This is a genomic window from Microcoleus sp. (genome assembly GCF_041354475.1).
In the GTDB taxonomy this organism is placed as follows: domain Bacteria; phylum Cyanobacteriota; class Cyanobacteriia; order Cyanobacteriales; family Microcoleaceae; genus Microcoleus.
Genome location: NZ_JBGJZU010000030.1, coordinates 41,759 through 63,036 on the forward strand (window position 1 = coordinate 41,759; position 21,278 = coordinate 63,036).

The 21,278-nt window shown below is 45.8% G+C and carries 17 protein-coding genes; 10 read left to right on the forward strand and 7 right to left on the reverse strand.

What is annotated here, in order from left to right:
- Window positions 1–259: 259 nt before the first annotated feature.
- Together dapA and ACBR23_RS13680 are read right to left on the reverse strand one after the other, a co-directional pair.
- Window positions 260–1,153 carry a 4-hydroxy-tetrahydrodipicolinate synthase gene (gene dapA, locus ACBR23_RS13675; RefSeq protein ID WP_341738003.1) on the reverse strand — a complete coding sequence of 298 codons (894 nt, stop codon included), beginning with the start codon at window positions 1,151–1,153 and terminating at the stop codon, window positions 260–262.
- Window positions 1,154–1,267: 114 nt separating this feature from the next.
- Complete coding sequence (locus ACBR23_RS13680; protein WP_371115365.1) at window positions 1,268–2,311, reverse strand: aspartate-semialdehyde dehydrogenase; 1,044 nt, start codon at window positions 2,309–2,311, stop codon at window positions 1,268–1,270.
- Window positions 2,312–2,805: 494 nt separating this feature from the next.
- Between ACBR23_RS13680 and tig the strand changes: the two genes are divergently transcribed.
- The 3 genes from tig to clpX all read left to right on the forward strand — a co-directional run bounded on the left by tig (window position 2,806) and on the right by clpX (window position 6,905).
- Window positions 2,806–4,221, forward strand: a complete 1,416-nt coding sequence (gene tig, locus ACBR23_RS13685; protein WP_371119724.1) for a trigger factor — start codon at window positions 2,806–2,808, stop codon at window positions 4,219–4,221.
- 638 nt (window positions 4,222–4,859) lie between these two features.
- A complete protein-coding gene (clpP, locus tag ACBR23_RS13690) occupies window positions 4,860–5,549 on the forward strand; it encodes an ATP-dependent Clp endopeptidase proteolytic subunit ClpP (protein WP_341738006.1) in 690 nt (229 codons plus the stop codon).
- Between the two features lie 9 nt (window positions 5,550–5,558).
- Entirely contained in the window at window positions 5,559–6,905 is a 1,347-nt protein-coding gene (clpX, locus tag ACBR23_RS13695) for an ATP-dependent protease ATP-binding subunit ClpX (protein ID WP_340519097.1), read from the forward strand.
- Between the two features lie 247 nt (window positions 6,906–7,152).
- On the opposite strand, the gene dnaX is transcribed toward clpX, so the two are convergent.
- Window positions 7,153–10,287, reverse strand: a complete 3,135-nt coding sequence (gene dnaX / locus ACBR23_RS13700) for a DNA polymerase III subunit gamma/tau (protein ID WP_371119723.1) — start codon at window positions 10,285–10,287, stop codon at window positions 7,153–7,155.
- Between the two features lie 527 nt (window positions 10,288–10,814).
- Here dnaX and ACBR23_RS13705 point away from each other — a divergent pair.
- Window positions 10,815–11,711, forward strand: a complete 897-nt coding sequence (locus ACBR23_RS13705; protein WP_371115362.1) for a hypothetical protein — start codon at window positions 10,815–10,817, stop codon at window positions 11,709–11,711.
- 17 nt (window positions 11,712–11,728) lie between these two features.
- Here ACBR23_RS13705 and ACBR23_RS13710 read toward each other — a convergent pair whose 3' ends face one another.
- Window positions 11,729–12,466, reverse strand: a complete 738-nt coding sequence (locus tag ACBR23_RS13710) for a phycocyanobilin:ferredoxin oxidoreductase (protein ID WP_340519100.1) — start codon at window positions 12,464–12,466, stop codon at window positions 11,729–11,731.
- 132 nt (window positions 12,467–12,598) lie between these two features.
- Between ACBR23_RS13710 and ACBR23_RS13715 the strand changes: the two genes are divergently transcribed.
- The 5 genes from ACBR23_RS13715 to ACBR23_RS13735 all read left to right on the forward strand — a co-directional run bounded on the left by ACBR23_RS13715 (window position 12,599) and on the right by ACBR23_RS13735 (window position 16,056).
- Window positions 12,599–12,808 carry a TatA/E family twin arginine-targeting protein translocase gene (locus ACBR23_RS13715; RefSeq protein ID WP_341738008.1) on the forward strand — a complete coding sequence of 70 codons (210 nt, stop codon included), beginning with the start codon at window positions 12,599–12,601 and terminating at the stop codon, window positions 12,806–12,808.
- Between the two features lie 304 nt (window positions 12,809–13,112).
- A complete protein-coding gene (locus ACBR23_RS13720) occupies window positions 13,113–13,487 on the forward strand; it encodes a hypothetical protein (protein ID WP_340519102.1) in 375 nt (124 codons plus the stop codon).
- Between the two features lie 341 nt (window positions 13,488–13,828).
- Window positions 13,829–15,049, forward strand: a complete 1,221-nt coding sequence (locus tag ACBR23_RS13725; protein WP_371119722.1) for a hypothetical protein — start codon at window positions 13,829–13,831, stop codon at window positions 15,047–15,049.
- A gap of 9 nt (window positions 15,050–15,058) precedes the next feature.
- The gene (locus tag ACBR23_RS13730; protein WP_371115359.1) at window positions 15,059–15,304 is read left to right on the forward strand and encodes a hypothetical protein; all 246 of its coding nucleotides are present in this window, start codon (window positions 15,059–15,061) and stop codon (window positions 15,302–15,304) included.
- A 113-nt stretch (window positions 15,305–15,417) separates the two neighbouring features.
- A complete protein-coding gene (locus ACBR23_RS13735; RefSeq protein ID WP_371119721.1) occupies window positions 15,418–16,056 on the forward strand; it encodes a restriction endonuclease subunit R in 639 nt (212 codons plus the stop codon).
- A 128-nt stretch (window positions 16,057–16,184) separates the two neighbouring features.
- Here the strand turns inward: ACBR23_RS13735 and ACBR23_RS13740 are convergent, their stop codons facing one another.
- The 3 genes from ACBR23_RS13740 to ACBR23_RS13750 form a co-directional block, all read right to left on the reverse strand.
- Entirely contained in the window at window positions 16,185–16,520 is a 336-nt protein-coding gene (locus ACBR23_RS13740; RefSeq protein WP_340550038.1) for a ribulose bisphosphate carboxylase small subunit, read from the reverse strand.
- 46 nt (window positions 16,521–16,566) lie between these two features.
- Complete coding sequence (locus ACBR23_RS13745) at window positions 16,567–16,980, reverse strand: chaperonin family protein RbcX (RefSeq protein ID WP_371115356.1); 414 nt, start codon at window positions 16,978–16,980, stop codon at window positions 16,567–16,569.
- A 137-nt stretch (window positions 16,981–17,117) separates the two neighbouring features.
- On the reverse strand, window positions 17,118–18,548 hold the full coding sequence (locus tag ACBR23_RS13750; protein WP_333271358.1) for a form I ribulose bisphosphate carboxylase large subunit: 1,431 nt from the start codon (window positions 18,546–18,548) through the stop codon (window positions 17,118–17,120).
- Window positions 18,549–19,111: 563 nt separating this feature from the next.
- Between ACBR23_RS13750 and ACBR23_RS13755 the strand changes: the two genes are divergently transcribed.
- Window positions 19,112–20,866: a serine/threonine protein kinase gene (locus ACBR23_RS13755; protein ID WP_371119720.1), complete on the forward strand. Its 1,755-nt coding sequence runs from the start codon at window positions 19,112–19,114 to the stop codon at window positions 20,864–20,866.
- Window positions 20,867–21,278 lie beyond the last annotated feature (412 nt).

The following is a 21,278-nucleotide window of genomic DNA, read 5'->3' on the forward strand; positions in this document are numbered from 1 at the left end:
GTATCCTTTGTTAGTTTTTTGTTATTTGTCTGTTGACTGTTGTCTTGTGTTTTTTTTCTGCTGTTTGTTGATGTGGGATATTTTTTCCATGATATTTATGGAAAAATCTCCTGCGGGTTTTACTCTCCCGTACAGTCAGTTGTCTTGGGTCTTCAATCACCAATTCTTAGTTGTCAGCTAATAACTCATAGCTAATTACTAAGGACTAATGACTAATCACAACCAATATTTAGTTTTCAGAAAACTCGTTCTCGCCTCTCTAGCTAGCTGATATCTGTGCTAACTGACTCAGTGCGTCCTTTAATTTTTGAGTCACCTCAACGGGCGGATCGCACAGGGGCGGACGGGTGGAACCTACATCCCAGCCTTGAAGTTTAAGAGCTGTCTTGACTGGAATCGGATTTGTGGTGAGAAAAAGAGCTTTAAACAAGTCAAATAGTTGCAAGTGAATCTGGGTAGCGACTTGAACTTGGCCCTTCTCAAAAGCTTCGATCATCTGTTGTAGTTGCTCTCCTACCAGGTGGCTGGCTACGCTAACTACACCAGATGCTCCTACCGCCAGCATCGGCAATGTTAGGGAATCATCTCCAGAATAGATGGCAAATTCAGGGGATGTCAAGCGTCTAATTTGGCTGGCTTGATCTAAGTTGCCACTTGCTTCTTTTACTGCTACAATGTTCGGAATTTCTGCCAATTGAGCCACTGTTTCCGGCAACATATTTTGGCCAGTGCGACCGGGGATGTTATATAACATTATAGGCAATTCTGGAGCAGATTGCGCGATCGCCCGAAAATGATTGTACAAACCTTCTTGTGGTGGCTTGTTGTAATAGGGAACCACCTGCAAGCAACCGTCTAAACCGAGTTTAGCTGCTTTTTGTGTAGCTTCGATCGCCTCGCGAGTTGAATTCGATCCCGCTCCTGCTATGACTTTTGCTTTACCTGCTACTGCCTGCTGCACCACCTGAAATAACTCGTACTCCTCATCCCAAGTCATCGTGGGAGATTCGCCCGTAGTTCCGCACAGTACCAAGCTATCCGTACCGCGATCGGCTAAATACACCGCCAACTGCTCTGCTACCGCATAGTTAACGCTGCCGTCTTCCTTAAACGGCGTAATCATTGCAGTCAGAACCCGTCCAAACTTTACCACACTTTCTCCGATTTTAGACTTGTGATTTTTGATTTGAAATTTTTGATTTTAGATGAAACGTTAATCTAAAATCCCTGATGCTGCAAAACCTCTTACCTATGGGGATAGTTCCCGCTACTTAGAAACCGCCGCCCGCTGGGTTTGCAGTAATTTTTTTGTGGCGAGCAACTCGGCTATCTGCACTGCATTTAAAGCCGCCCCTTTGCGAATTTGATCGCCACTTAGCCACATTTCCAACCCGCAGGGGTGAGAAATATCTTGGCGTATCCTGCCTACCAACACCTCATCCTTACCGCTAGCCTCTGCGGGCATCGGGAAATAATTCGCTTGCCAGTCTTCTACCAGCTTAACCCCTTTTGCCTGCTTTAAAATGTCTCTAGCCTCGATCGCACTAAAAGGCTCTGCAAATTCTAGATTAATGGCTTCCGAATGGGCCCGGAGTACGGGAACCCGAATACAAGTTGCAGAAATTTTGATTTCTTCAGTCCCAAATATTTTCCTAGTTTCGTTCACCATTTTCATCTCTTCCTCACAATACCCCAACTCGTTAATCGCGGTGTTGTGCGGAAACAAATTAAATGCTAAGGGGTAGGGAAATATCTCCGTTTTGGGTGTTTCTCCGGCCAAAATTGCTCTGGCTTGAGCTTTCATTTCCTCCATTGCCCTGGCCCCTGCCCCGCTGGCAGACTGGTAAGTAGCTACCACTATGCGCTTGACTGGTCTCACTTGGTGAAGAGGCCAAACGGCCACTGCCATCAAAATCGTGGTGCAGTTGGGATTAGCAATTATACCTCGGTGAGATGCCACTGCTTCGGGATTAACTTCGGGAACCACTAGCGGCACCGTCGCATCCATACGGAAAGCGCTGGAATTGTCTATTACCACTGCTCCGGCTGCTACTGCTTTCGGAGCCCAAAATTTGGAAGTAGACCCACCAGCCGAAGCCAGCACTAGATCTACATTATCAAAGGAGCGATCGGATACTGCCTCCACCGATAGCATGGAGCTACCAAAGGGCAGTTTTACACCCGCAGAACGTTCCGAAGCCAGCAGCTTCAAATCTGCCAACGGAAAACTGCGACTGTGCAAGAGTTCTAGCAACTCCGCACCGACAGCACCCGTAGCTCCTAAAATGGCAACTCGATAGGATTGAGACAAATTAGTTTCCTCCACAAATTAGATTGTAAGCGATCGAAATCTGGAATTTAAATAACCGCAATACTCAATATAAAACTTAATTAATCTTAGGCGACATCAGAATCGGTTAGGATGGCAAGGGCGCAGTTAACCGGACTTGCCACTCCAGCCTCACGGCTGCGATCGCATCGTAGCCATCGCTAGTTTAGCAAGGAATGAACTGCCCTGTGGCCATAACCACAAACAAATAGCCTATTGTTGACTTTGAGACGCTTTTGTGGCGTAGCATTGACGTCTGAAGGCGATACGTGCTATGGTGCTTCGGCAATTAGTGTGTTGAACCTCCACAAAGCGTTCTGCTCCGCAAAACCTATGCACAACAATGATTGGCAGCCTCGTCAGGTATAGGTGTTTGTAGTTGTGCCAGTACGATTAAAAGCGTACAAACTTAAAATGCAGGCAAAGTCAGATTTGTATGTATTTTATATCACTATTGTTAAATATCAAAGAAGCCGATGAAAGTAACCCAGGAAAAACTTCCAGCTAGCCAAATTGGTCTGGAAATCGAAGTACCATCAGAAAAGTCAAAACAAGCCTACGAGCAAGTAATTAAACAATTTGCTCGCGAGATCAACATTCCTGGGTTCCGCAAAGGCAAAGTTCCCCGCCAAGTTTTGCTACAGCGCCTAGGTCAAACTCGATTGAAGGCAACGGCTTTGGAAAACTTGATTAATGACTCCCTGCAAAAAGCCCTGGAACAAGAAAAAATTGCAGCCATTGGCACTTTTGAACTCAGCACCGAGTTTGAAGAGTTACTGTCTAAGTTTGACCCGGAACAGCCCTTGACATTCTCAGCTAAGGTTGACGTAGAACCAGAAGTCAAAATGGGTGAGTACACAGGCTTGCAACTTCAAGCAGAAGAAGCTAAGTACGATGAGACTCAAGTAGATGAGGTATTGGCAAAATATCGATCGGACAAAGCTGCTTTAATCCCCATAGAAGGCAGACCAGCTCAATTAGGAGATATGGCTTTAGTTGATTTCTCCGGCAGATTTGCAGACGCACCAGAAGGCGAAACTCCCGCAGAAATTCCCGGCGGTCAAGCAGAAGACTTTCAAGTAGAATTATCTGAAAATCAGTTTGTACCTGGTTTTATCCAAGGCATGATCGGAATGAATCCGGGAGAAACCAGAGAAGTTTCTGTACAGTTTCCTGACGAGTATAGCAGTGAAGAATTAGCCGGAAAACCAGCAGTCTTTACGATTACTCTCAAAGAACTTAAGGAAAAAGAATTGCCGGAGTTGGACGACGATTTCGCCCAAGAAGTTAGCGAGTTTGAAACCTTGGCAGAACTGCGCGAGTCCCTAGAAACTCGCTTTAAAGGAGACCAAGAGCGCAAAACTTCAGGGAATAAAGAAAAAGCAATATTAGAAGCCCTAGTGGAACTAATAGAAGTGGAAATTCCCGAAACAATGCTAGAACGCGAAGTCGATTTCTTGCTGAACCAACAAGCAGCCCAATTGAAAAATTACGGCATAGATATCAACCAACTGTTTACTGAAGAAAACATGGGACCGATGCGGGAACGCTCCCGTCCAGAAGCCATCCATCGCATCAAGCAGTCTCTAGCTCTAGCAGAAATAGCCAAGCTGGAATCTTTGTCTGTAGAACCAGCAGAAGTAGCAGCAGAAGTAGCTAGCGTCAGAAAGCAGTTTCCGAAAGGAGATTTTGACCCCGAAAGGTTGCAGCAATTTGTCCGAGAAGACTTGCTCAAACAAAAAACCCTCAAATGGTTGGAAGAAAAGGGGACAATCGAACTCCTACCAGAAGGTTCTCTGACTCCGGCAGTAGATGAAGATGAGGATGAAGATGATGCAGAAACTTCAGAAGCATCCACAACTGTTGAAGTAGAAGTAGTAGGAGAAGACTAGCACTCGCAGCTAGAAGGAGTAGGTATAAATTCAGGTAGAGTCTACTTTTGAGTAGATATTTAATATCAAATCCGGTAGCATCTGAATGATTCAGATCTCTATTCTCTCCCTCTGTGTCCTCTGTGTTCTCTGCGGTTAAATCATTCCGATGCAGCCGGAAACGATATAACTGATAAGTAAGCTCAACTAAAAAAACCGAATTCCCAGATACCCAACTTCTTAAAGAAGTCGGGTATCTCACAGAGAGCAATTAATTTATCACGGTTGGCTAAATCGTCAAAGCTTACCAAGGGATAACCGATCCCATGCTCCCGGTGAAGTAAGAAGCAAAGGTCTAGACTTGTCTTAGATTTGTCTAGCAGAGGATTTTAGGTGGAATTAGAGCTACTGACGCGATCGAGTCCGGCTAAATATTCATCATAACTTTGGCTGGACAACGCCCCATCTAGGAGCGAGAGTGCCACTTGTAGGCAACATCATCCTAGCGCGAGAGAACCCCCCTGCGCTAGGCAATTTCCCAATTCCCAATCCCCAATTCCCCCATCTCACTCTAGAAAGGGCATAATAGTTAAAAGCTGGCGGCTTAATTTCAAGCTTTCATCAGCCGTAAATAGTCTATAATCCTTGACTGGTGTCTTATGGTTGTATCTCAATCTTCCAACTACCTAATTACAAGCTCTAACAATTTTGAGGTCAGCGACCACCCCAGCAACGTAGTGCCAATGGTACTCGAACAGTCGGGGATGGGCGAGCGAGCCTTTGACATTTACTCGCGCTTGCTGCGGGAGCGCATTGTGTTTTTAGGAACCCCTGTAACTGACGAAGTGGCAGACTCCATAGTGGCTCAGCTACTGTTTCTAGACGCCGAAGACCCAGAAAAAGACATTCAAATGTACATAAATTCCCCCGGTGGTTCGGTGACGGCCGGCATGGCAATTTATGACACAATGCAACAAATCCGCCCCGATGTGGTGACAATTTGTTACGGTTTAGCAGCAAGTATGGGTGCATTTCTGTTGACAGCGGGAGCCGCGGGTAAACGGATGTCTCTGCCGAGTTCGAGAATTATGATTCACCAGCCCCTGGGCGGTGCCCAAGGTCAAGCAGTAGATATTGAGATTCAAGCCAAAGAAATCCTTTATCATAAGCGTAAGCTGAATGAACTGTTAGCGCACCACACAGGTCAACCGATCGATAAATTAGAGGCAGATACCGATCGCGACTTTTTCATGTCAGCGGCAGAAGCCAAAGATTACGGATTGGTCGATAAAGTCATAGCTAAGGAAAACCTTCCGGCGGCGGGAGAGAATGTCACTGCACTGAATTAAGAGGCTGTTATGTCTAAATACGACTCCCATCTAAAATGTTCCTTTTGTGGCAAGTCTCAAGAGCAGGTACGCAAGTTGATCGCAGGCCCAGCAGTATATATCTGCGATGAATGTGTTGACTTGTGCAATGAAATTTTAGATGAGGAGTTGTTTGACTCCACCGCCGTGCCGGCCGCGACGGCAGTACCTCCAAAGCCGGAAACCAGCCAAAAGCGCCGCACTACTTCCGGGAAAAGCCTGTCTCTGAGTCAAATTCCCAAGCCGAGGGAAATTAAAAACTACCTCGATGAAAATGTGATCGGCCAAGATGAGGCGAAAAAAGTGTTGTCGGTGGCAGTTTATAACCACTACAAGCGCCTGAGTTTTATTCATAGCAAAAATAGTGGCAAGCACCCACCGGAAGAAGTAGAACTGCAAAAGTCAAATATTCTGTTAATCGGGCCCACGGGCTGTGGTAAAACGCTGCTGGCTCAGACTTTGGCAGATATGCTGGATGTACCCTTTGCAGTGGCTGATGCCACGACGCTGACGGAAGCGGGCTACGTTGGGGAAGATGTGGAAAATATTTTGTTGCGCTTGCTGCAAGTGGCAGATATGGATGTGGAAGAGGCGCAGCGTGGCATCATTTATATTGATGAAATTGACAAAATTGCCCGGAAGAGCGAAAATCCTTCGATTACGCGGGATGTGTCGGGGGAAGGCGTGCAGCAGGCGCTGTTGAAAATGCTGGAAGGGACGATCGCCAATGTACCACCTCAAGGCGGGCGCAAGCATCCCTATCAAGACTGCATCCAAATTGATACCAGCAATATCATGTTTATTTGCGGTGGCGCTTTTGTCGGTTTGGATAAAGTGGTAGAGCAGAGAACGGGCAAAAAGTCCATGGGTTTTATTCAGCCGGGAGAAGCTGTGCCGAAGGAAAAGCGGGCCGCCGATGTCCTCAAGCAACTGGAACCCGATGATTTGGTGAAATTTGGGATGATTCCTGAGTTTATTGGCAGGGTACCGGTGGCGGCGGTTGTCGATCCTTTGGATGAGGAAACGCTGATGGCGATTTTGACGGAACCGCGCAATGCTTTGGTTAAGCAGTATCAAAAGCTGCTAAAGATGGATAATGTACAGTTGGAGTTTAAGGCGGATGCTGTGCGGGCGATCGCCCAGGAAGCATACCGACGCAAAACAGGGGCGCGGGCACTGAGAGGAATTGTCGAAGAGTTGATGTTGGATGTGATGTATGAGTTGCCGTCGCGCAAGGATGTGACGCGCTGTATGATTACGAAGGAAATGGTGGAGAAGCGATCGACTGCTGAGTTGTTGATACTTCCCTCTTCGCTACCTAAGCCGGAGTCGGCTTAAAAGTTTTCAAATTCTCAATCAGCTTTTTATCGGCGGGCTTTCCGGCCTGTTCCACCATAAACTTAATCTATAGTGGAACAGCCTGTTGATTCCGGGTGCATCTGAGTTTTGCAAATATATTCGTAGGGGCGAAGCATGACCGCTGTAAATCTCTGGTTATCACTAATAAATTGTCTGCGGTCATGCTTCGCCTATGCAAAACCGGGATGCTCCCGTTGATTCCCAATCCCCAATCCCCCATTCCCAACTACCAACCAATGAAATCCTCCTCATCTGACTCAGAAGACAACGCAGGTAAATCCGGTTCAGATTCCCATGTAAAAGTTTCCGACTCCCAAACCTCCAAGCCATCCGAGAAATCCACTACTTCCCCATCAAACATCTGAGCCCACACCCCAGCAGAATTGACTACATCTTGGGCATCTGCCCGCACCGCCACAGCTTGAGCATTTAAATCATTCCCAGAGGCGATCGACCCCTTAGTCTCCCCCCCCACTGGTTCCGAAGCATTTGACAGCTTGGCGCTAGTATTTTCAGGGGCTGGCGAGTGTTTTTGTGCTTCTCCCCTATTCCTGGAAAAATCCTCTGAAATTTCAGGTTTTTGTACCTGTTGATTCCCATCATCCACCGGAGTATAATTTCGAGAATTTCCCCCCATACGTCCGTTAGAATTTGGGAAATTCTTTGGTTCTAAACTATTAGTTTCAGTGGAATTTTTTAAGCCCAATTGCACCGTGACTCGACGGTTAAAAATTTGCAAAAAAGCTTCTTCAATATTAGCTACTTTGTCTTTAACCATCTTGAGCAACTGTGGCGAATTAATTTTAATAACCGCCGCATCATTGCTAAAACTCACCAGATGTCCGTGTTGGCGAAGCAAAGATTGAGTACCGTGGGGGCGCACGCGAGTCAGTACCTGTTCCCACACTTGATTTAGATCGATTTCGCTAGCGGCATTAGTTGGTGGGTAATTTGTGGTGTCAGCAGTCGGTATAGATTCTCTAATCGGTGCGGTGAATGTGTTTTCTGTGGGATTAGCCATAGGTGGCGGAGTCGTCGGAGGAGGTTGCACATTCGGCATTGCAGATTCTGCAATATGAGATATCTGACTCCCCCCCTTAGCAAGGGGGGGTTGGGGGGGGTGATTTTGTGCTGGATTAGTATTTTGTGCTGGTTGATTTACTGGTTGTGGCTGAGTTCTAATTGCTGAGGGTAATAATCCCAATAATGTTACTTCCAGCCACAAACGCGGCTGAGTGGTATTTTTAATTTGCAGTTCATGGGTTTGCAAGTGTTTCTGACCCGCTAAAATTAACTCTCTCTCCCAATGAGTCGCAAATTTTACAAGTTTATCCCAAGTTGCTGAGGTTAAAGCTACTAAATCTGAGCGTGTTGGTGCTGCTTTTGCTATCAGCAAATCTCGGTAAAAACTGGCTAGATTCTGAAGAACTATCAGCGGTTCTCGACCGCGATTCATCAGGTGACGGGTCATGTCTACTAAGGCTGTGGCATCGTCTTTGTCAATAGCTTCTAGCAGTTCCATTAAGTCGTTTTCTGGGACTGCGCCGACTAAATCCCAAACTTTTTCGACGGTGACTTCACCGGGAAATAAACTGAGTTGGTCTAGCAGACTTTCGGCATCTCGCAGTCCTCCTTGGGCGAGTTGAGCGACCATATATACTGCGTCGCTGGCTATGTTGATATTTTCTAATTGGGCAATTTTATGCAAGTGGGCGGTCATTGCATCGAGGGCTATGCGCCGAAAGTCGAATCTTTGACAGCGGGAAATAATTGTTGGTAAGACTCTTTGAGGGTCTGTGGTTGCGAGGACGAATACGACGCGATTTGGTGGTTCTTCTAAGGTTTTCAAGAGAGAGTTGAATGCCTGGGTGCTTAGCATATGGCAATTATGAACCAGAAGACCGTTAGCGACAAAGTTATGGTTGTCTTCTACTTCTATGTCATAAACTTTCTCTACCCCAACGACTTTTACAGATTCTACCTTCTCCGAATTTGTAATCCATTGAAGGGATTGAATACTGTTTAAAGTCTGCGACCCATTTTCTGCTGGTTTCAGCGCCCATATGTATGTAGTGGTAGGTTTTACCTGTGTTAGACCTTGTGTAAAACTTGGTTGTTGTTGGGTATCCCAAGCCTGTAACCCACTTGGCAATAAGTTGATTTTCTTCCCCAGAATATCCTTCTGTATGAATTTGAATATTTGGACTTCCTTACTTTGGTCGCAGTGTCGAAAGGCAAGAGGCTTTGTATTCCAACCATTCCCGCTGCGTTTCTCCGTGTGTCCAGCCCAATCTTGGAAATCGGCTATATTTATTTGGGTATGTGATAGAACCGTCTCCAAGCAATGTTCCGTAAATGAGTCCGAGTGTTTCTGGTTGCAAAACTTCGGCATTTGCCAAGAACTTTTCCGTTCTTGCATCCCAAAGTCCATGTCTTTTTTTATAGGGATGTCGCTGCCAATGAGACTGAATGCTCTTAATCCCTTTGCCTTTTTTTTGTAAAAAGTCTGGTATTTCGAGTTGTTCTCCACAGCCACACGCACAGAGAGGTCGGATGGCTTGAGCCTGTTCGAGAATAGAGGCAAAGTCGTAGGATTTTTGTCCGTAGGTATTCCCGTAAAATTGATGTCCTCTGGCAAATCTCCGCAAGCGTCCATCTGTTCCAATTTTGTGAATGAGGGTGCCGCACCCACATTCACAGGGGATAGTATCTTCACTCCTTCTTTTACGTCTTTTGCTGGTATCCATCCTTGTTCGGTTCTGATTAAGTGATTGCCGGTGCATCTGATTTCTCGATGGCTCGTCTTAATAACCAGTGTTGGTTTCTCACCCTGTTCTAACCACCTTAAAACTTTTTTAAATTCCCAAACTTCTGAGCTTTCGTTATAGCTGAGGACTTTTTTTCCTTTGATTTTGGGATTATCTATGCGCATTAGACCTTCGCTAGTTTGCACCTGAGAATCACCAGTCAAACACTCGTCGATCACATATACTTTATAGCGGCATTGTACGGGGGCAAATTGAGCGCGTTCGATCAAATCTCGGATGTTATCGACTCCTGTGTTGCTGGCGGCATCAATTTCGATTACGTCTAGTGTGGAACCTCTGGCTATTTCTTGGCAAACGTTGCATTTGCCGCATGGTGTGGGGGTTGGGGCACCCGTAGAAATACAGTTGAGGGATTTGGCAAAAATTCGAGCACTAGAGGTTTTACCGGTGCCTCTGGGGCCTGTGAATAGATATGCTGGTGCTATGCGATCTTGGAGGATGGCGCTGGTGAGGGTTTGGGCGATCGCCTCTTGGCCTACTAATTCGGCAAAAGTCTGGGGGCGATATTTGTGGTGGAGGGGTTCGTAGGTCACGATCGAATATGGGTGTTATGTTAACTTGGGAGATGTGGTTCGATCGCACCATAGCTCAATTTTGAAAGCAAGTCCTCTGGAGGCGAACTGAGTGGAACGAAGAACTCGTAGCAATTAGTACCTAAGTCTTTTGGGCGCTACGATCGTCCGGGCGATCGATTGTGCACCTCAAAATTTTTTAGGAGCGATCGGAGAATTACTATTAATCTATGTAAATTCACTGATGTTTTCGAGAAAGTGCTCTGCTGAAAAAACATTTTTTCTGGTGGTACTGGTATAATACATAACAAATTATTAACCATTGCTTTTTGCCAGTGCAAGGGTGCAATTTTCCGAGATTTCGCGAACCTGCTTGCAGTTAAAGATAAAGTATTAATTAGAGGGTGCCCGTTCGAGTTGTAGAAATCCAATTGTAGAAAGATTGTGGTAGAAAGAAGTCAAGGTGGCTCGAACCAGCGAGTTGCAATGTCATCTCCACTCAGGGGCATTCTATAAATATAGCGTCAAATTTTACCCTTTAAAAGCCCATGTCAACCAAAATAATCCTTGTAGAACCAAGGTTGGCAGTAGCCTCTCCCAAGCCCAAACAGGCTAAGCCAGGAGGTTTAGCCTCCGATCAAATCTTGATGGGAGCATCGGGATTACTGTTGTTATTACTTGTCGGTTTAGCGGTGTTTAGCAAAATAAAAATGGATGGTTTGAGCAAGAAGCTCACTTTTGAGGAATTTAGAAATAGAGAACTCCAGAAAAAATATAAAATGGCTCTGGAAACCCTATCAAAAATGGAAAAAAATCCCGACCTCATCCACTCACGAGACTTTAATTTAGACTACCTGAGAATGCGGATGGCGGAAGAAGTTTTTCACTTTGCCATTGTGAATCAAATTAAGGTAAAAGTCAAAGAAAAAATTAGTATTGCTCTGCGTCCAACTCAGGGTAGTGTAGGAGATAAAACTGGGAATGCCGGCAGTGGCAGACAAGTGGATTCGATGTTTGATATCGAATACGAAACTGGCGATCCGGCGGTAAAAATCGAAAAGCGAGTGCTGTTTCGGATTCAAATTAAGTTGATGAAACTCCCGACTCAGGCAACATCGGCGACAATTAATCAAATTATTGACTGTTTGGAAACTTACCTGAGCCCTTCCGACGACCACGACAGTTGGCAGCCGACAATTCAAGGTCGCATCGTTCACATTGAATGGGACCAAAAGGCGAAACCGACGCCGATGTTGGTGCTGGAACAGTCGAATGAAGGAGTGAATGTCACTTTCAGAACTACTAGAGCTGCCGCTGGCAGACCTGCAAATGCCAATGACAGTCAGTTAGCCGGTGCTAAGGGGGCAAAAGGTAAGAGTGCAAGTAAAAGTGCATCCAAGAGTTCTACAAAAACAGGTACTAAGCGTCCGACTTCCCGCAAGTAATTGTCAACATATTTTAGCTATTTAGGGAAATCAAAAAGCACCTCGGTCATGTAATGTTCTGCCCAATCTTGACCGAAAGCTTTTTCCAATACGCGACGGGTTTTGTCGTTTTGTTGCTGCTGGGTGCAGTAGTAAATTTGAGCATCGAGAATTTTTGATGCTTCGGCGACAGAAACTGGTTCTGAGGCTACTGCCAGTTTGCAGTGAATTTCCATGTAGGATTCAACTATGTCCAGAAATCGACTTTCTTCTTCTGGGGAATCTGGGCGCACAAATAGGCAAAATTCTGAAAAAATATCGCCCCATTCGGGAATTTGGCGGGGACAGGAAAACTGGTTGACGGGCAGAGTTTGCAGTGGAGTGCGGTAGGTTTCGGACAAAGTGCGATCGGCATTGAGGGGAGAAAGGTCGGCGATCGCAGCGCTAATTTGGCCTTTACCTGCTACGATGTCCGTACCGAACATGGGCAAAGCGTAATTCGGTCTGGGAAACATCACGCAGTGCAGGATATCCAGCAAGGGACCGACTTTGGCGAGTTCTAGGTGTATTTTACGGAATTGGGGAGTTTGATAGCAGCGGTTTTCGATGATCAGTTTTTCTCCTTCCAAACGCCCTTCCACATATCCCAACTCAGCAGGCAGGTGGTAGGGTTCCAGGTCGAGGTACCGACGCCATACTGATTCTATCCGATCGGCTAGTTCGCGGATGAGGTAGTGTTGTTGGTCTCGTAGAGAAGGCTTGGATATTTCTAACATTCTGATTTATGGGGCGATCGGCTTAACAAAACTTTATTCAACTGTTGCAGGATGCAGGAACAAAGGTAGATACTTTTAAGGATATCAGTAAGATCGACGGGCGAGCGAGCAAGTTTTACAGGAGATGAATCTATGTTTGGTCTAGGATTGCCCGAAATGGGCATTATTGCGGTAGTAGCTATTCTAATTTTCGGTCCCAAGAAAATTCCTGAGTTGGGCAATGCTTTGGGAAAAACCTTGCGGAGTTTTAAGGAAGGGGTGAGTCAAGCTGAGGATGAATCTCCCGTCAAGGAGAAGGAGAAGGAAAAAGAGGAAGAGGAACAGAGTCAACCGAAAGTGTAAATTAGTTTGGTAGTAAGGATGTTAGTCCTGATATTTAAGGACTAAAGTTCTCGCTGCCTACCTCTGGGGGAAATTTGTACTGATGTTTCAGGACAAATTCCACCAGAGACTGGATTTGTTAGTGGTGGGGTGGGCACGGGAACCCGCTGATTAATCAAGCCCCCCCATTACAAAATTAACTACTTGTGGAACTGGCCAAAGAACCCGTTGCTAAGAATGATACAAATTCATACCAAAAAAAGTGCTATAATATCGACTTTAACTCCTAAAACAGTCCACTAAACCGAGAAAATAGTAACATAATATGGTCGTTATTACTTCCCAAGAAATTGCATTATTTCGCTCAGAATTAGCAGCCTATTCCCAAGCATTGAAGGCCCTAGATGAAATCGAAGATTGCGAGGGGAATATCGAAGATGCGGCGATATCTCTGGCAATTCAAGCCGGACAAGAACCGAATATTTCTGAAAATTGGCTAGACGGATTAGCCAAAAGATGCCGCGTTGCTATCTGCAAATCTGAGATTAAAGAAGAGTTGATAAATGGACGTTTGAATGCAGCATTTGGAGATTTGTTGGCGGCGAAAGTTTGCCCGGATATTTTGATAACTGCGGTGATTATTTATGTGTTTAAAACAGGGGTGAATGAGTTTTGTGAGCCTCTTGATTATAAACTTTAAAGCTATATTAGTGGGTGGCGAGAAACCGGGTTTTTACCAACCTACTTCGTTACACCACCCAAAAATCACCAAAAACCCGGTTTCTGAGATTTCCGGTTTCTGAGATTCTGTGGGTGGCGAGAAACCGGGTTTTTACCAACCTACTTTGTCATATTGTTTCTGGTTACATCGGAATGATTTAACCGCAGAGAACACAGAGGACACAGAGGGAGAGAATAGAGTTCTGAATAATTCAGATGAAGAGAGGATTTGATATCACACCACCCAAAAATCACCAAAAACCGGGTTTCTTAGGTTCTGCGGTTTTTGAGTCCATGAGTAGTTAAACGAGAATATATAAAATGCAGATCGGCATATTTTTAGGAAATCTCGGAAATCCCCTAATCTATTATCCCAAGTTAGCGAAGATTACTGGCGGTGTCTCGGCTAGTATTTTGCTATGTCAATTATTTCAATGGCAATCTCAACTAAAAAAATCAGAATGGCTAACAACTAATTGCGATGAGATTGAAGCAGTCACTGGGTTAAATTCCGAAGAACAAGAATTAGCCATAAATCAACTCAAAAGTCGTTTGCTCCTCAAAGCAAAATCAATTAATTACCACATATACACCTTGGAACTCTGGGCTGACATTGACGAATTCGAGTCAAAACTAAATACTTATTTCACAGCTAATCCTGAAGACATTATAACACAAACTCTCCCCAAAAGCCTCAATTATCCTGTAGATATAGTTGCTGATAATTCTGCATCTAATCCCAATATTAAAACTGACAAATTCTTCGGGCAACCGCGCCAACAAATAGCCGTTGCTGTTACCCCGAATTACCGATTCAGCGGCCCTTGGAACTCCCAAGAACAACTGCACAACTTTCAACGAGCTTTAGAAGCCTATGCTCAAGAACGGAACTTGGGTTTTGGCAATCCTTCGGGCTGGGCTTTCAAAATTATTGATAGCATTACTAAGGGCTTAGCTTCGACTTTTTGGGATGAATTTATTGCTGGCATTCCTTTAGGAGAAAGTCAGAAGGTGAAGCGAGATTGGGAAATTGCACCAGAAGTGCCTTATCCGGCTTTTGAAGAGGAGCGAATTCAGTATTATGTTCACAAAGGCGAACCGCTGGAAGCGGCTGTTTCTAAGGCTCGCAGTGACTTGAGAAATCCGGTTTTGGGTAAGGATTTGTGGGAGGGTTTTTTGCGAAAGTGCGATCGCCTTGCGGATGATGCACTCAAAGCAAAACAGCAGGGCGTTGACACACCATATCTGCCGTCTTCCTTCAACGAAAAACCGCAAATCACCAAGGATAGCGTGATGCGGAAATTAGGGGCGATCGCACCGCAGTTTGCCCTGAATCAATCGACATCTGAGGCGATTCCCGAACCGCCCAAACTGGCAGAAATGGAATCGCCAATCCCTGCCGAAATTCCCAGTATTTCAGCTTTGCAAAAAGCTTACAATACTCCTCTCGGTCGCAGTATAATTGAAAAACAAATTGCTGCTAATCCAGATTGGGGCTACGAAATAGTAGATGGTGAAATAGTGGAATCAATTCCTTTTTAGGAGGCGAATATGAAACGAATTAGCGAGATAAATCCCTTGGGGGAAGAGCGCCCAAATCCTTCGGAGGAAGAGAGAGAAAATCTGCGGGTGGAAAGATTGCAGCGAGAGAAAGATGAGGGATATCAAATGTTAGTTGAACTTTGCAATTTGGGTGAATATGACATGGCCGAGCAGTTGGCAAATCGACATTTTAATTGGGGTTATGAAATAGTTGATGGGATTGTGATGGAGAGGATAGATTGCGATCGTTTTTAATCAGGTAGGGTGCGTCGCCATGAGATTTTCGATCGGAATCAAATATCTAAGGGTGGCGACGCACCCTACAACTATGTTAAAATTGTAACTAAAACTTAAATAACTATCAAAATATGACGACAACTATTAATACCAAAAACCTAACGTTATCAGAAGTACACCGTCTGTTCGGCTTTCAAAAACAGTACAATAACTCATTTACCTCTCTGTTATCCCTTGAAGATATCACAGAACACGAACAGCAGGAACTCACACAAATTAGGGATGACTTTGATGACTACATTTCAACGGATCGAGTTTCTGAAGGACTGGTAAAAGCTCTGACTACTTTTCCCCTAATGCGATTGGCTGGCTTCTACCGCCGCCCGATTAAAATTAGTTTAGAACAAGACATCGCCGAAATTAGCATTGAAGATGAAGATACAATCATTAAAGGACGGTTTGATATCTTGGCTGTCAACAGGATAAAACCCATCAGAAGTGATACATATTTTTGGGTTTTAGTTATTGAATCTAAAAATTCTGGAATCAACGCATTGATGGGTTTATCTCAATTGCTAACCTATGCTTATCAAAATTTAAAATATCAAGACACAATCTGGGGTTTGACAACAAATGGAATGCACTATCAGTTCGTGAATATTCAGGGAGGTAATAATCCAACCTATCAGCTATTGCCTTTGCTAAACCTGATGGAGTCCGAATCGTCAATTCTGTTACTGCAAGTTTTAAAAGCTATTTGCAAACTATAAAAAATGAGGTAGGGAACCTTCCCCACCTCAAATCTTATACTAAATCCCCTCTATCTCTTAGTCCGCGAAGGCGGACTTCGTTTGTGTAGAAGCGATTTCAATCGCCGAATCATAAAGGGGGTAACTTTTTAGTAGCCTCTGGTGTTAGGCTTGTGGACGATGAAGCTGAGCACTTGGCATTGCTTCACGTTGTCAAAACCCATGACGCGGATGTAGCAAGTGGGGTTTTCTTGACGGCAAGCGTTGATTTCTGTCATGATTTCTTGGACGCTGCGAGCGTGGAACAAAGGCAACTTCCAAAGAGTCCAATAGCGCATTTCAGCGGCGGAGGTTTCGTTGAATTCTACGCCGGGAATGTAGCCTTGATCCAAGATGTATTGCAGTTGCTTGGCAATTTGTGCGTCTGTCAGCGGGGGCAAATAGGACAGAGTTTCGTAACGACGCTCTTTAGGTAAAGTTTTCATTTTTCTATCTCTAAGGTGTGTGTTCGATTCGCACTCGTGCGATCGATTAACTCGACAAATTATCTAGATTCGCTTCCGAATCTATGGAGGATGTTTCAGGATTGCTGCTAGCCACAGACCAATTAAGCTGCGTAATTCGCTCCAAATGCTGGCGTCTGTGTTCCATATTTGACTGTTGAATGCCAGTACAAACCATTTCTGGCAAAAATTCTGTCACATCGTGAGCCAGATATTCTCGCACAGTCATGATCCGAAATCCTAATTCTTGATTTTCCAATAGCAACTCTCGAATGTATGCTTCTCCATCTTGGATTTTGCCCTTGGTGGAAAAGTCGTTCAACCAGATTGCTAGAGGAGGATTGGTTTCGCTCAATTGAGCGACCACAATCCGCACGGATTGATAGGTTAGGTAACTTGCCAGCACCTTAGCGGTGTCTTTCGCAACTTGTTTGAGATCCATTTTTGACCCCAGCCCTTAAGAGTTTTAGATTGTGGATTTTAGATTTTGGATGCAAACTTACTTGTAAATCTTCTTACAAGATAAAGACATAACAGCAAGTTTGCTACCTAAAACCTAAAATCTCCAATCCAAAATCATCAAACGGTATCCATTGCCTCGAATTCAAACTTGATTTCTTTCCAGAGTTCGCAAGCAACAGCCAATTCTGGGCTCCATTTGCAAGCTTCGCGAATGATGTCTCCGCCTTCGCGCATCAAGTTGCGGCCTTCGTTACGTGCTTGGACGCAAGCTTCCAAAGCAACGCGGTTAGCTGTTGCACCAGGTGCGTTACCCCAAGGGTGGCCCAAGGTGCCGCCGCCGAACTGCAAGCAGGAGTCGTCGCCGAAGATTTCCACCAAGGCTGGCATGTGCCAGATGTGGATACCGCCGGATGCAACTGGCATGACACCAGGCATGGAGGCCCAATCTTGGGTGAAGTAGATACCGCGAGCGCGGTCTTGTTCGATGTGGTCTTCGCGCATCAAGTCTACGAAGCCCATGGTGATGCCTTTTTCGCCTTCGAGTTTGCCCACAACTGTACCGGAGTGCAGGTGGTCGCCGCCGGACATCCGCAAGCACTTGGCAAGCACGCGGAAGTGGATACCGTGGTTCTTTTGACGGTCGATAACGGCGTGCATGGCGCGGTGAATGTGCAACAGGATTCCGTTGCGACGGCACCATTTGGCCAAGGTGGTGTTTGCAGTGAAACCACCGGTCAGGTAGTCGTGCATGATGATGGGGGTTTTGATTTCTTTGGCGAATTCAGCCCGTTCCATCATTTCTTCGCAGGTGGGGGCGGTGACGTTGAGGTAGTGACCCTTGACTTCGCCGGTTTCTGCTTGAGCTTTTTCAATAGCTTCTTGAACGAACAAGAAACGATCGCGCCAACGCATGAATGGTTGGGAGTTGATGTTTTCGTCGTCTTTGGTGAAGTCCAAACCGCCGCGTAGAACTTCGTAAACGGCACGGCCGTAGTTCTTAGCAGACAGACCCAATTTGGGCTTAATTGTACAACCGAGCAAAGGACGGCCGTACTTGTTCAATTTGTCGCGCTCAACGGTGATACCGTGAGGAGGACCTTGGAAGGTTTTGAGGTAAGCAATGGGAATCCGCAAGTCTTCCAACCGCAGAGCACGCAGGGCTTTGAAACCGAACACGTTACCAACCAAAGAGGTGAGCAAGTTGGTGACGGAACCTTCTTCAAACAAATCCAAAGGATAAGCGATGAAGCAAATATATTGGTTGTCTTCGCCGGGGACTGGCTCGATGTCGTAGCAACGACCTTTGTAGCGATCGAGGTCGGTGAGGAGGTCGGTCCACACAGTTGTCCAGGTACCGGTGGAAGATTCAGCAGCCACAGCAGCGCCGGCTTCTTCTGGGGGAACTCCTGGTTGTGGGGTAACACGGAAAGCCGCCAAAATATCTGTATCTTTCGGGGTGTAGTCCGGTGTGTAATACGTTAGTTTATAGTCTTGAACTCCGGCTTTATACCCAGCCTTGGATTGAGTTTGGGTTTGCGCGTAAGCCATATCTCGCTTCCTAGTATTCGCTTAATTTTGGGGCCTGATGGCAGGCTCTTAGAAATATATCAAGAAAGTGGCGCTCTAAAATTTTAATATTCTTTTAATCATCATAAGTATTGTTTATTTACCTTTACATTAAGAAATTATTTGTAACATCTCTTATTAAACAAAAATCACGAATAATGCTTGGGGATCGCAAAAGAAGGGAGAGGGAACAAGATAGAGGGAATCAGGAAAAAGGGTTGGTTATCTAGGAGAGAAAGAATAAAGAAAGGGAATGGGGAGTTAGTTAGAAATACCTAAAATTATAGTTGATAGTTGAGTTCGATCGCGCGATCGAACTCAACTGCGCTCAAAAAATCTCAAACCGCAAATTCCCAATCTCTAACTACTGTCTTCCACGGTCAAAAATCCAAACCATAGCACATAATATGGACAGGACTTGCAGGATGCCAAGTTTCTTAAATTCAAAAACCTGCTTACAGCAATTTAACCGGAATGTCAACCCGGTTGCTGGGATAGCTGCTCGTAAGTCTTAATGGATATTTAGCCCCATTTCTACTCTGGTTGTGCCACACCCCCATTCAAAATCTGTCCACTGCATTAATCCAGATTGCCCAAAGCCCTACCCTCAGACTTGGGGCAACAATTTTTGTCAGAGTTGCGGAGGGCCGCTGCGACTGAAAAATCGCTATGTGCCCCTACAAGTTTTGGGTAAAGGCGGTTTTGCCGCTATCTACACGGTTTGGGATACAGAATCTCAAACCGAGCGCGTGCTCAAAGTATTGCTGGAAACTTCGGCGAAAGCGGTGAAACTATTCGAGCAAGAAGCTTGGGTTTTAGCAATTTTGCGCAATCCCGGTGTCCCCAGAGTGGAGGCTGAGGGTTATTTTCATGTGCAAATGCAAAACTTGGCAGGGGAGGGAAATGCTGCGGCGCGCAGGCTTCCTTGTTTGGTAATGGAAAAGATTCACGGTAAAACTTTGGAAGATATTCTGGATGAGCACCCCCAAGGTTGTCCGCCAGAATGGGTTTTTAGTTGGCTTAGTCAAGCTGTGGAAATTTTAGAGGAGTTGCATAGATGTCAGATTATTCACCGCGATATTAAACCGAGCAATTTGATGCTGCGGATGCCACAATCGCCACAACTTTTGCTGGCTAATGGTTTGGGTGGATTGCAGTTGGTGACGATCGACTTTGGCGGTGTTAAACAAATGGGTGGTGTCGCACCGGTGGGGAAAGATGCTCCAAGTTCGACGCGGTTAATTTCTCCTGGGTATAGCCCGCCGGAACAAATTGTTGGGGGCGGTGTGGGCCCGGCGACGGATTTTTATGCCTTGGGGCGGACTTGCATTCACTTGCTGACGGGGAAGTATCCGGCGGATATTGAAGATCCGATGACTGGGGAGTTGCGATGGCGGCATATTTCGCCGATCGCCCCGGCTTTTGCTAATTTGTTGGATGATATGGTGCGATCGGATGTGCAGCAGCGTCCGGCGACGGCTGGGGAGGTTCGCCAACGTTTGAGGCAGATTTCTACTCGGCATCAGGGACGAATGGCGCTCGCCCCTAGCAGTCAAGCTATGCTGAAATTCTGTAGGCAAGTATTAGTGGTGGGGGCGCAAAAAACTGTCAGCCTAACTGGTTTTGTATTTGGGGCGATCGCCCAAATTGTGGTAGCTTCTCTGGATACGGGCTGGGAAATGGTGCTCGGTGGGATTGGGGGAAGTGCGGGGGCGATCGGCGGTTTAGTTTTGGGTTATGCTTCGCCTATTGGCCCGGAAATTGCGAATTTTTTGAATGAGGGTTTGCATCAATTAATTCCTAATATGACTTTCGCTGTGGGGCCGGAGGTGCTATTGTTTGGATTTGCGGGATTGGGAACTGCGATCGGGTTGACGGATGCGGGCAGTTTTCGCCAACACAAACAGTATTGGTTATCGGGATTGATGGGTGTTCAAGGTTATTTGTTAGCTGGTTTGTGTTGGTTGGAGTCGAGTGCTTCTAGTGGGGTGCAGGGGATTATTTTGGGTGCTTTTGCGATCGCATCTTTGACTGTGGGAATGGGTTTGCGGAGTCACCAATTAGTTCATGCTTTGGTGGTGGCTGTGTGCTCTACGGGATTGTTTTTGTTTCTGAATGCTTTGAGTATTTTTCCTGGGAGTTTCTTGGAGAGTTTTGCGTCGTCTAACGCTACACTGGGCTTGCTACAAGTTTGGGGGGCTGTGGCGTTTTTTGGTTTGTTGGGAAGTGCGATCGGGCTTTGTTTGGGAGTTAGTCATTATTTAATTGTGCCTTTGTTGCGGTGGTTGGGTTGGAAGTAAGTCGAAGGAAGAAGTAAGAAGGAAGAATTCACCCCCCCCTGCCCCCCCCTAGGGGGGAAATTCAGGAATCAGGAAGAAGGAAGAAGTCACCCCCCCCTGCCCCCCCCAAGGGGGGAAATTCAGGAATCAGGAAGAAGGAAGAATTCACCCCCCCCTGCCCCCCCCTAGGGGGGAAATTCAGGAATCAGGAAGAAGGAAGAAGTCACCCCCCCCTGCCCCCCCCAAGGGGGGAAATTCAGGAATCAGGAAGAAGGAAGAATTCACCCCCCTGCCCCGCAAGCTATTTTGATACTCCCCAGGGCTGAAGCCACGGGGATTCTTGAATGAATCCGAAAACTCTCAAAGGTGCTATCAAATCACCTCTACACGCTCAAAACAACTACCCTTATAAAAGATATTGCAATTGCGCTTA

Coding starts and splice junctions, on each gene's coding strand:
- tig (WP_371119724.1), top strand. CDS start 2,806: ATGAAAGTAACCCAGGAAAAACTTCCAGCTAGCCAAATTGGTCTGGAA.
- clpP (WP_341738006.1), top strand. CDS start 4,860: ATGGTTGTATCTCAATCTTCCAACTACCTAATTACAAGCTCTAACAAT.
- clpX (WP_340519097.1), top strand. CDS start 5,559: ATGTCTAAATACGACTCCCATCTAAAATGTTCCTTTTGTGGCAAGTCT.
- ACBR23_RS13705 (WP_371115362.1), top strand. CDS start 10,815: ATGTCAACCAAAATAATCCTTGTAGAACCAAGGTTGGCAGTAGCCTCT.
- ACBR23_RS13710 (WP_340519100.1), bottom strand. CDS start 12,466: ATGTTAGAAATATCCAAGCCTTCTCTACGAGACCAACAACACTACCTC.
- ACBR23_RS13715 (WP_341738008.1), top strand. CDS start 12,599: ATGTTTGGTCTAGGATTGCCCGAAATGGGCATTATTGCGGTAGTAGCT.
- ACBR23_RS13720 (WP_340519102.1), top strand. CDS start 13,113: ATGGTCGTTATTACTTCCCAAGAAATTGCATTATTTCGCTCAGAATTA.
- ACBR23_RS13725 (WP_371119722.1), top strand. CDS start 13,829: ATGCAGATCGGCATATTTTTAGGAAATCTCGGAAATCCCCTAATCTAT.
- ACBR23_RS13730 (WP_371115359.1), top strand. CDS start 15,059: ATGAAACGAATTAGCGAGATAAATCCCTTGGGGGAAGAGCGCCCAAAT.
- ACBR23_RS13735 (WP_371119721.1), top strand. CDS start 15,418: ATGACGACAACTATTAATACCAAAAACCTAACGTTATCAGAAGTACAC.
- ACBR23_RS13740 (WP_340550038.1), bottom strand. CDS start 16,520: ATGAAAACTTTACCTAAAGAGCGTCGTTACGAAACTCTGTCCTATTTG.
- ACBR23_RS13745 (WP_371115356.1), bottom strand. CDS start 16,980: ATGGATCTCAAACAAGTTGCGAAAGACACCGCTAAGGTGCTGGCAAGT.
- ACBR23_RS13750 (WP_333271358.1), bottom strand. CDS start 18,548: ATGGCTTACGCGCAAACCCAAACTCAATCCAAGGCTGGGTATAAAGCC.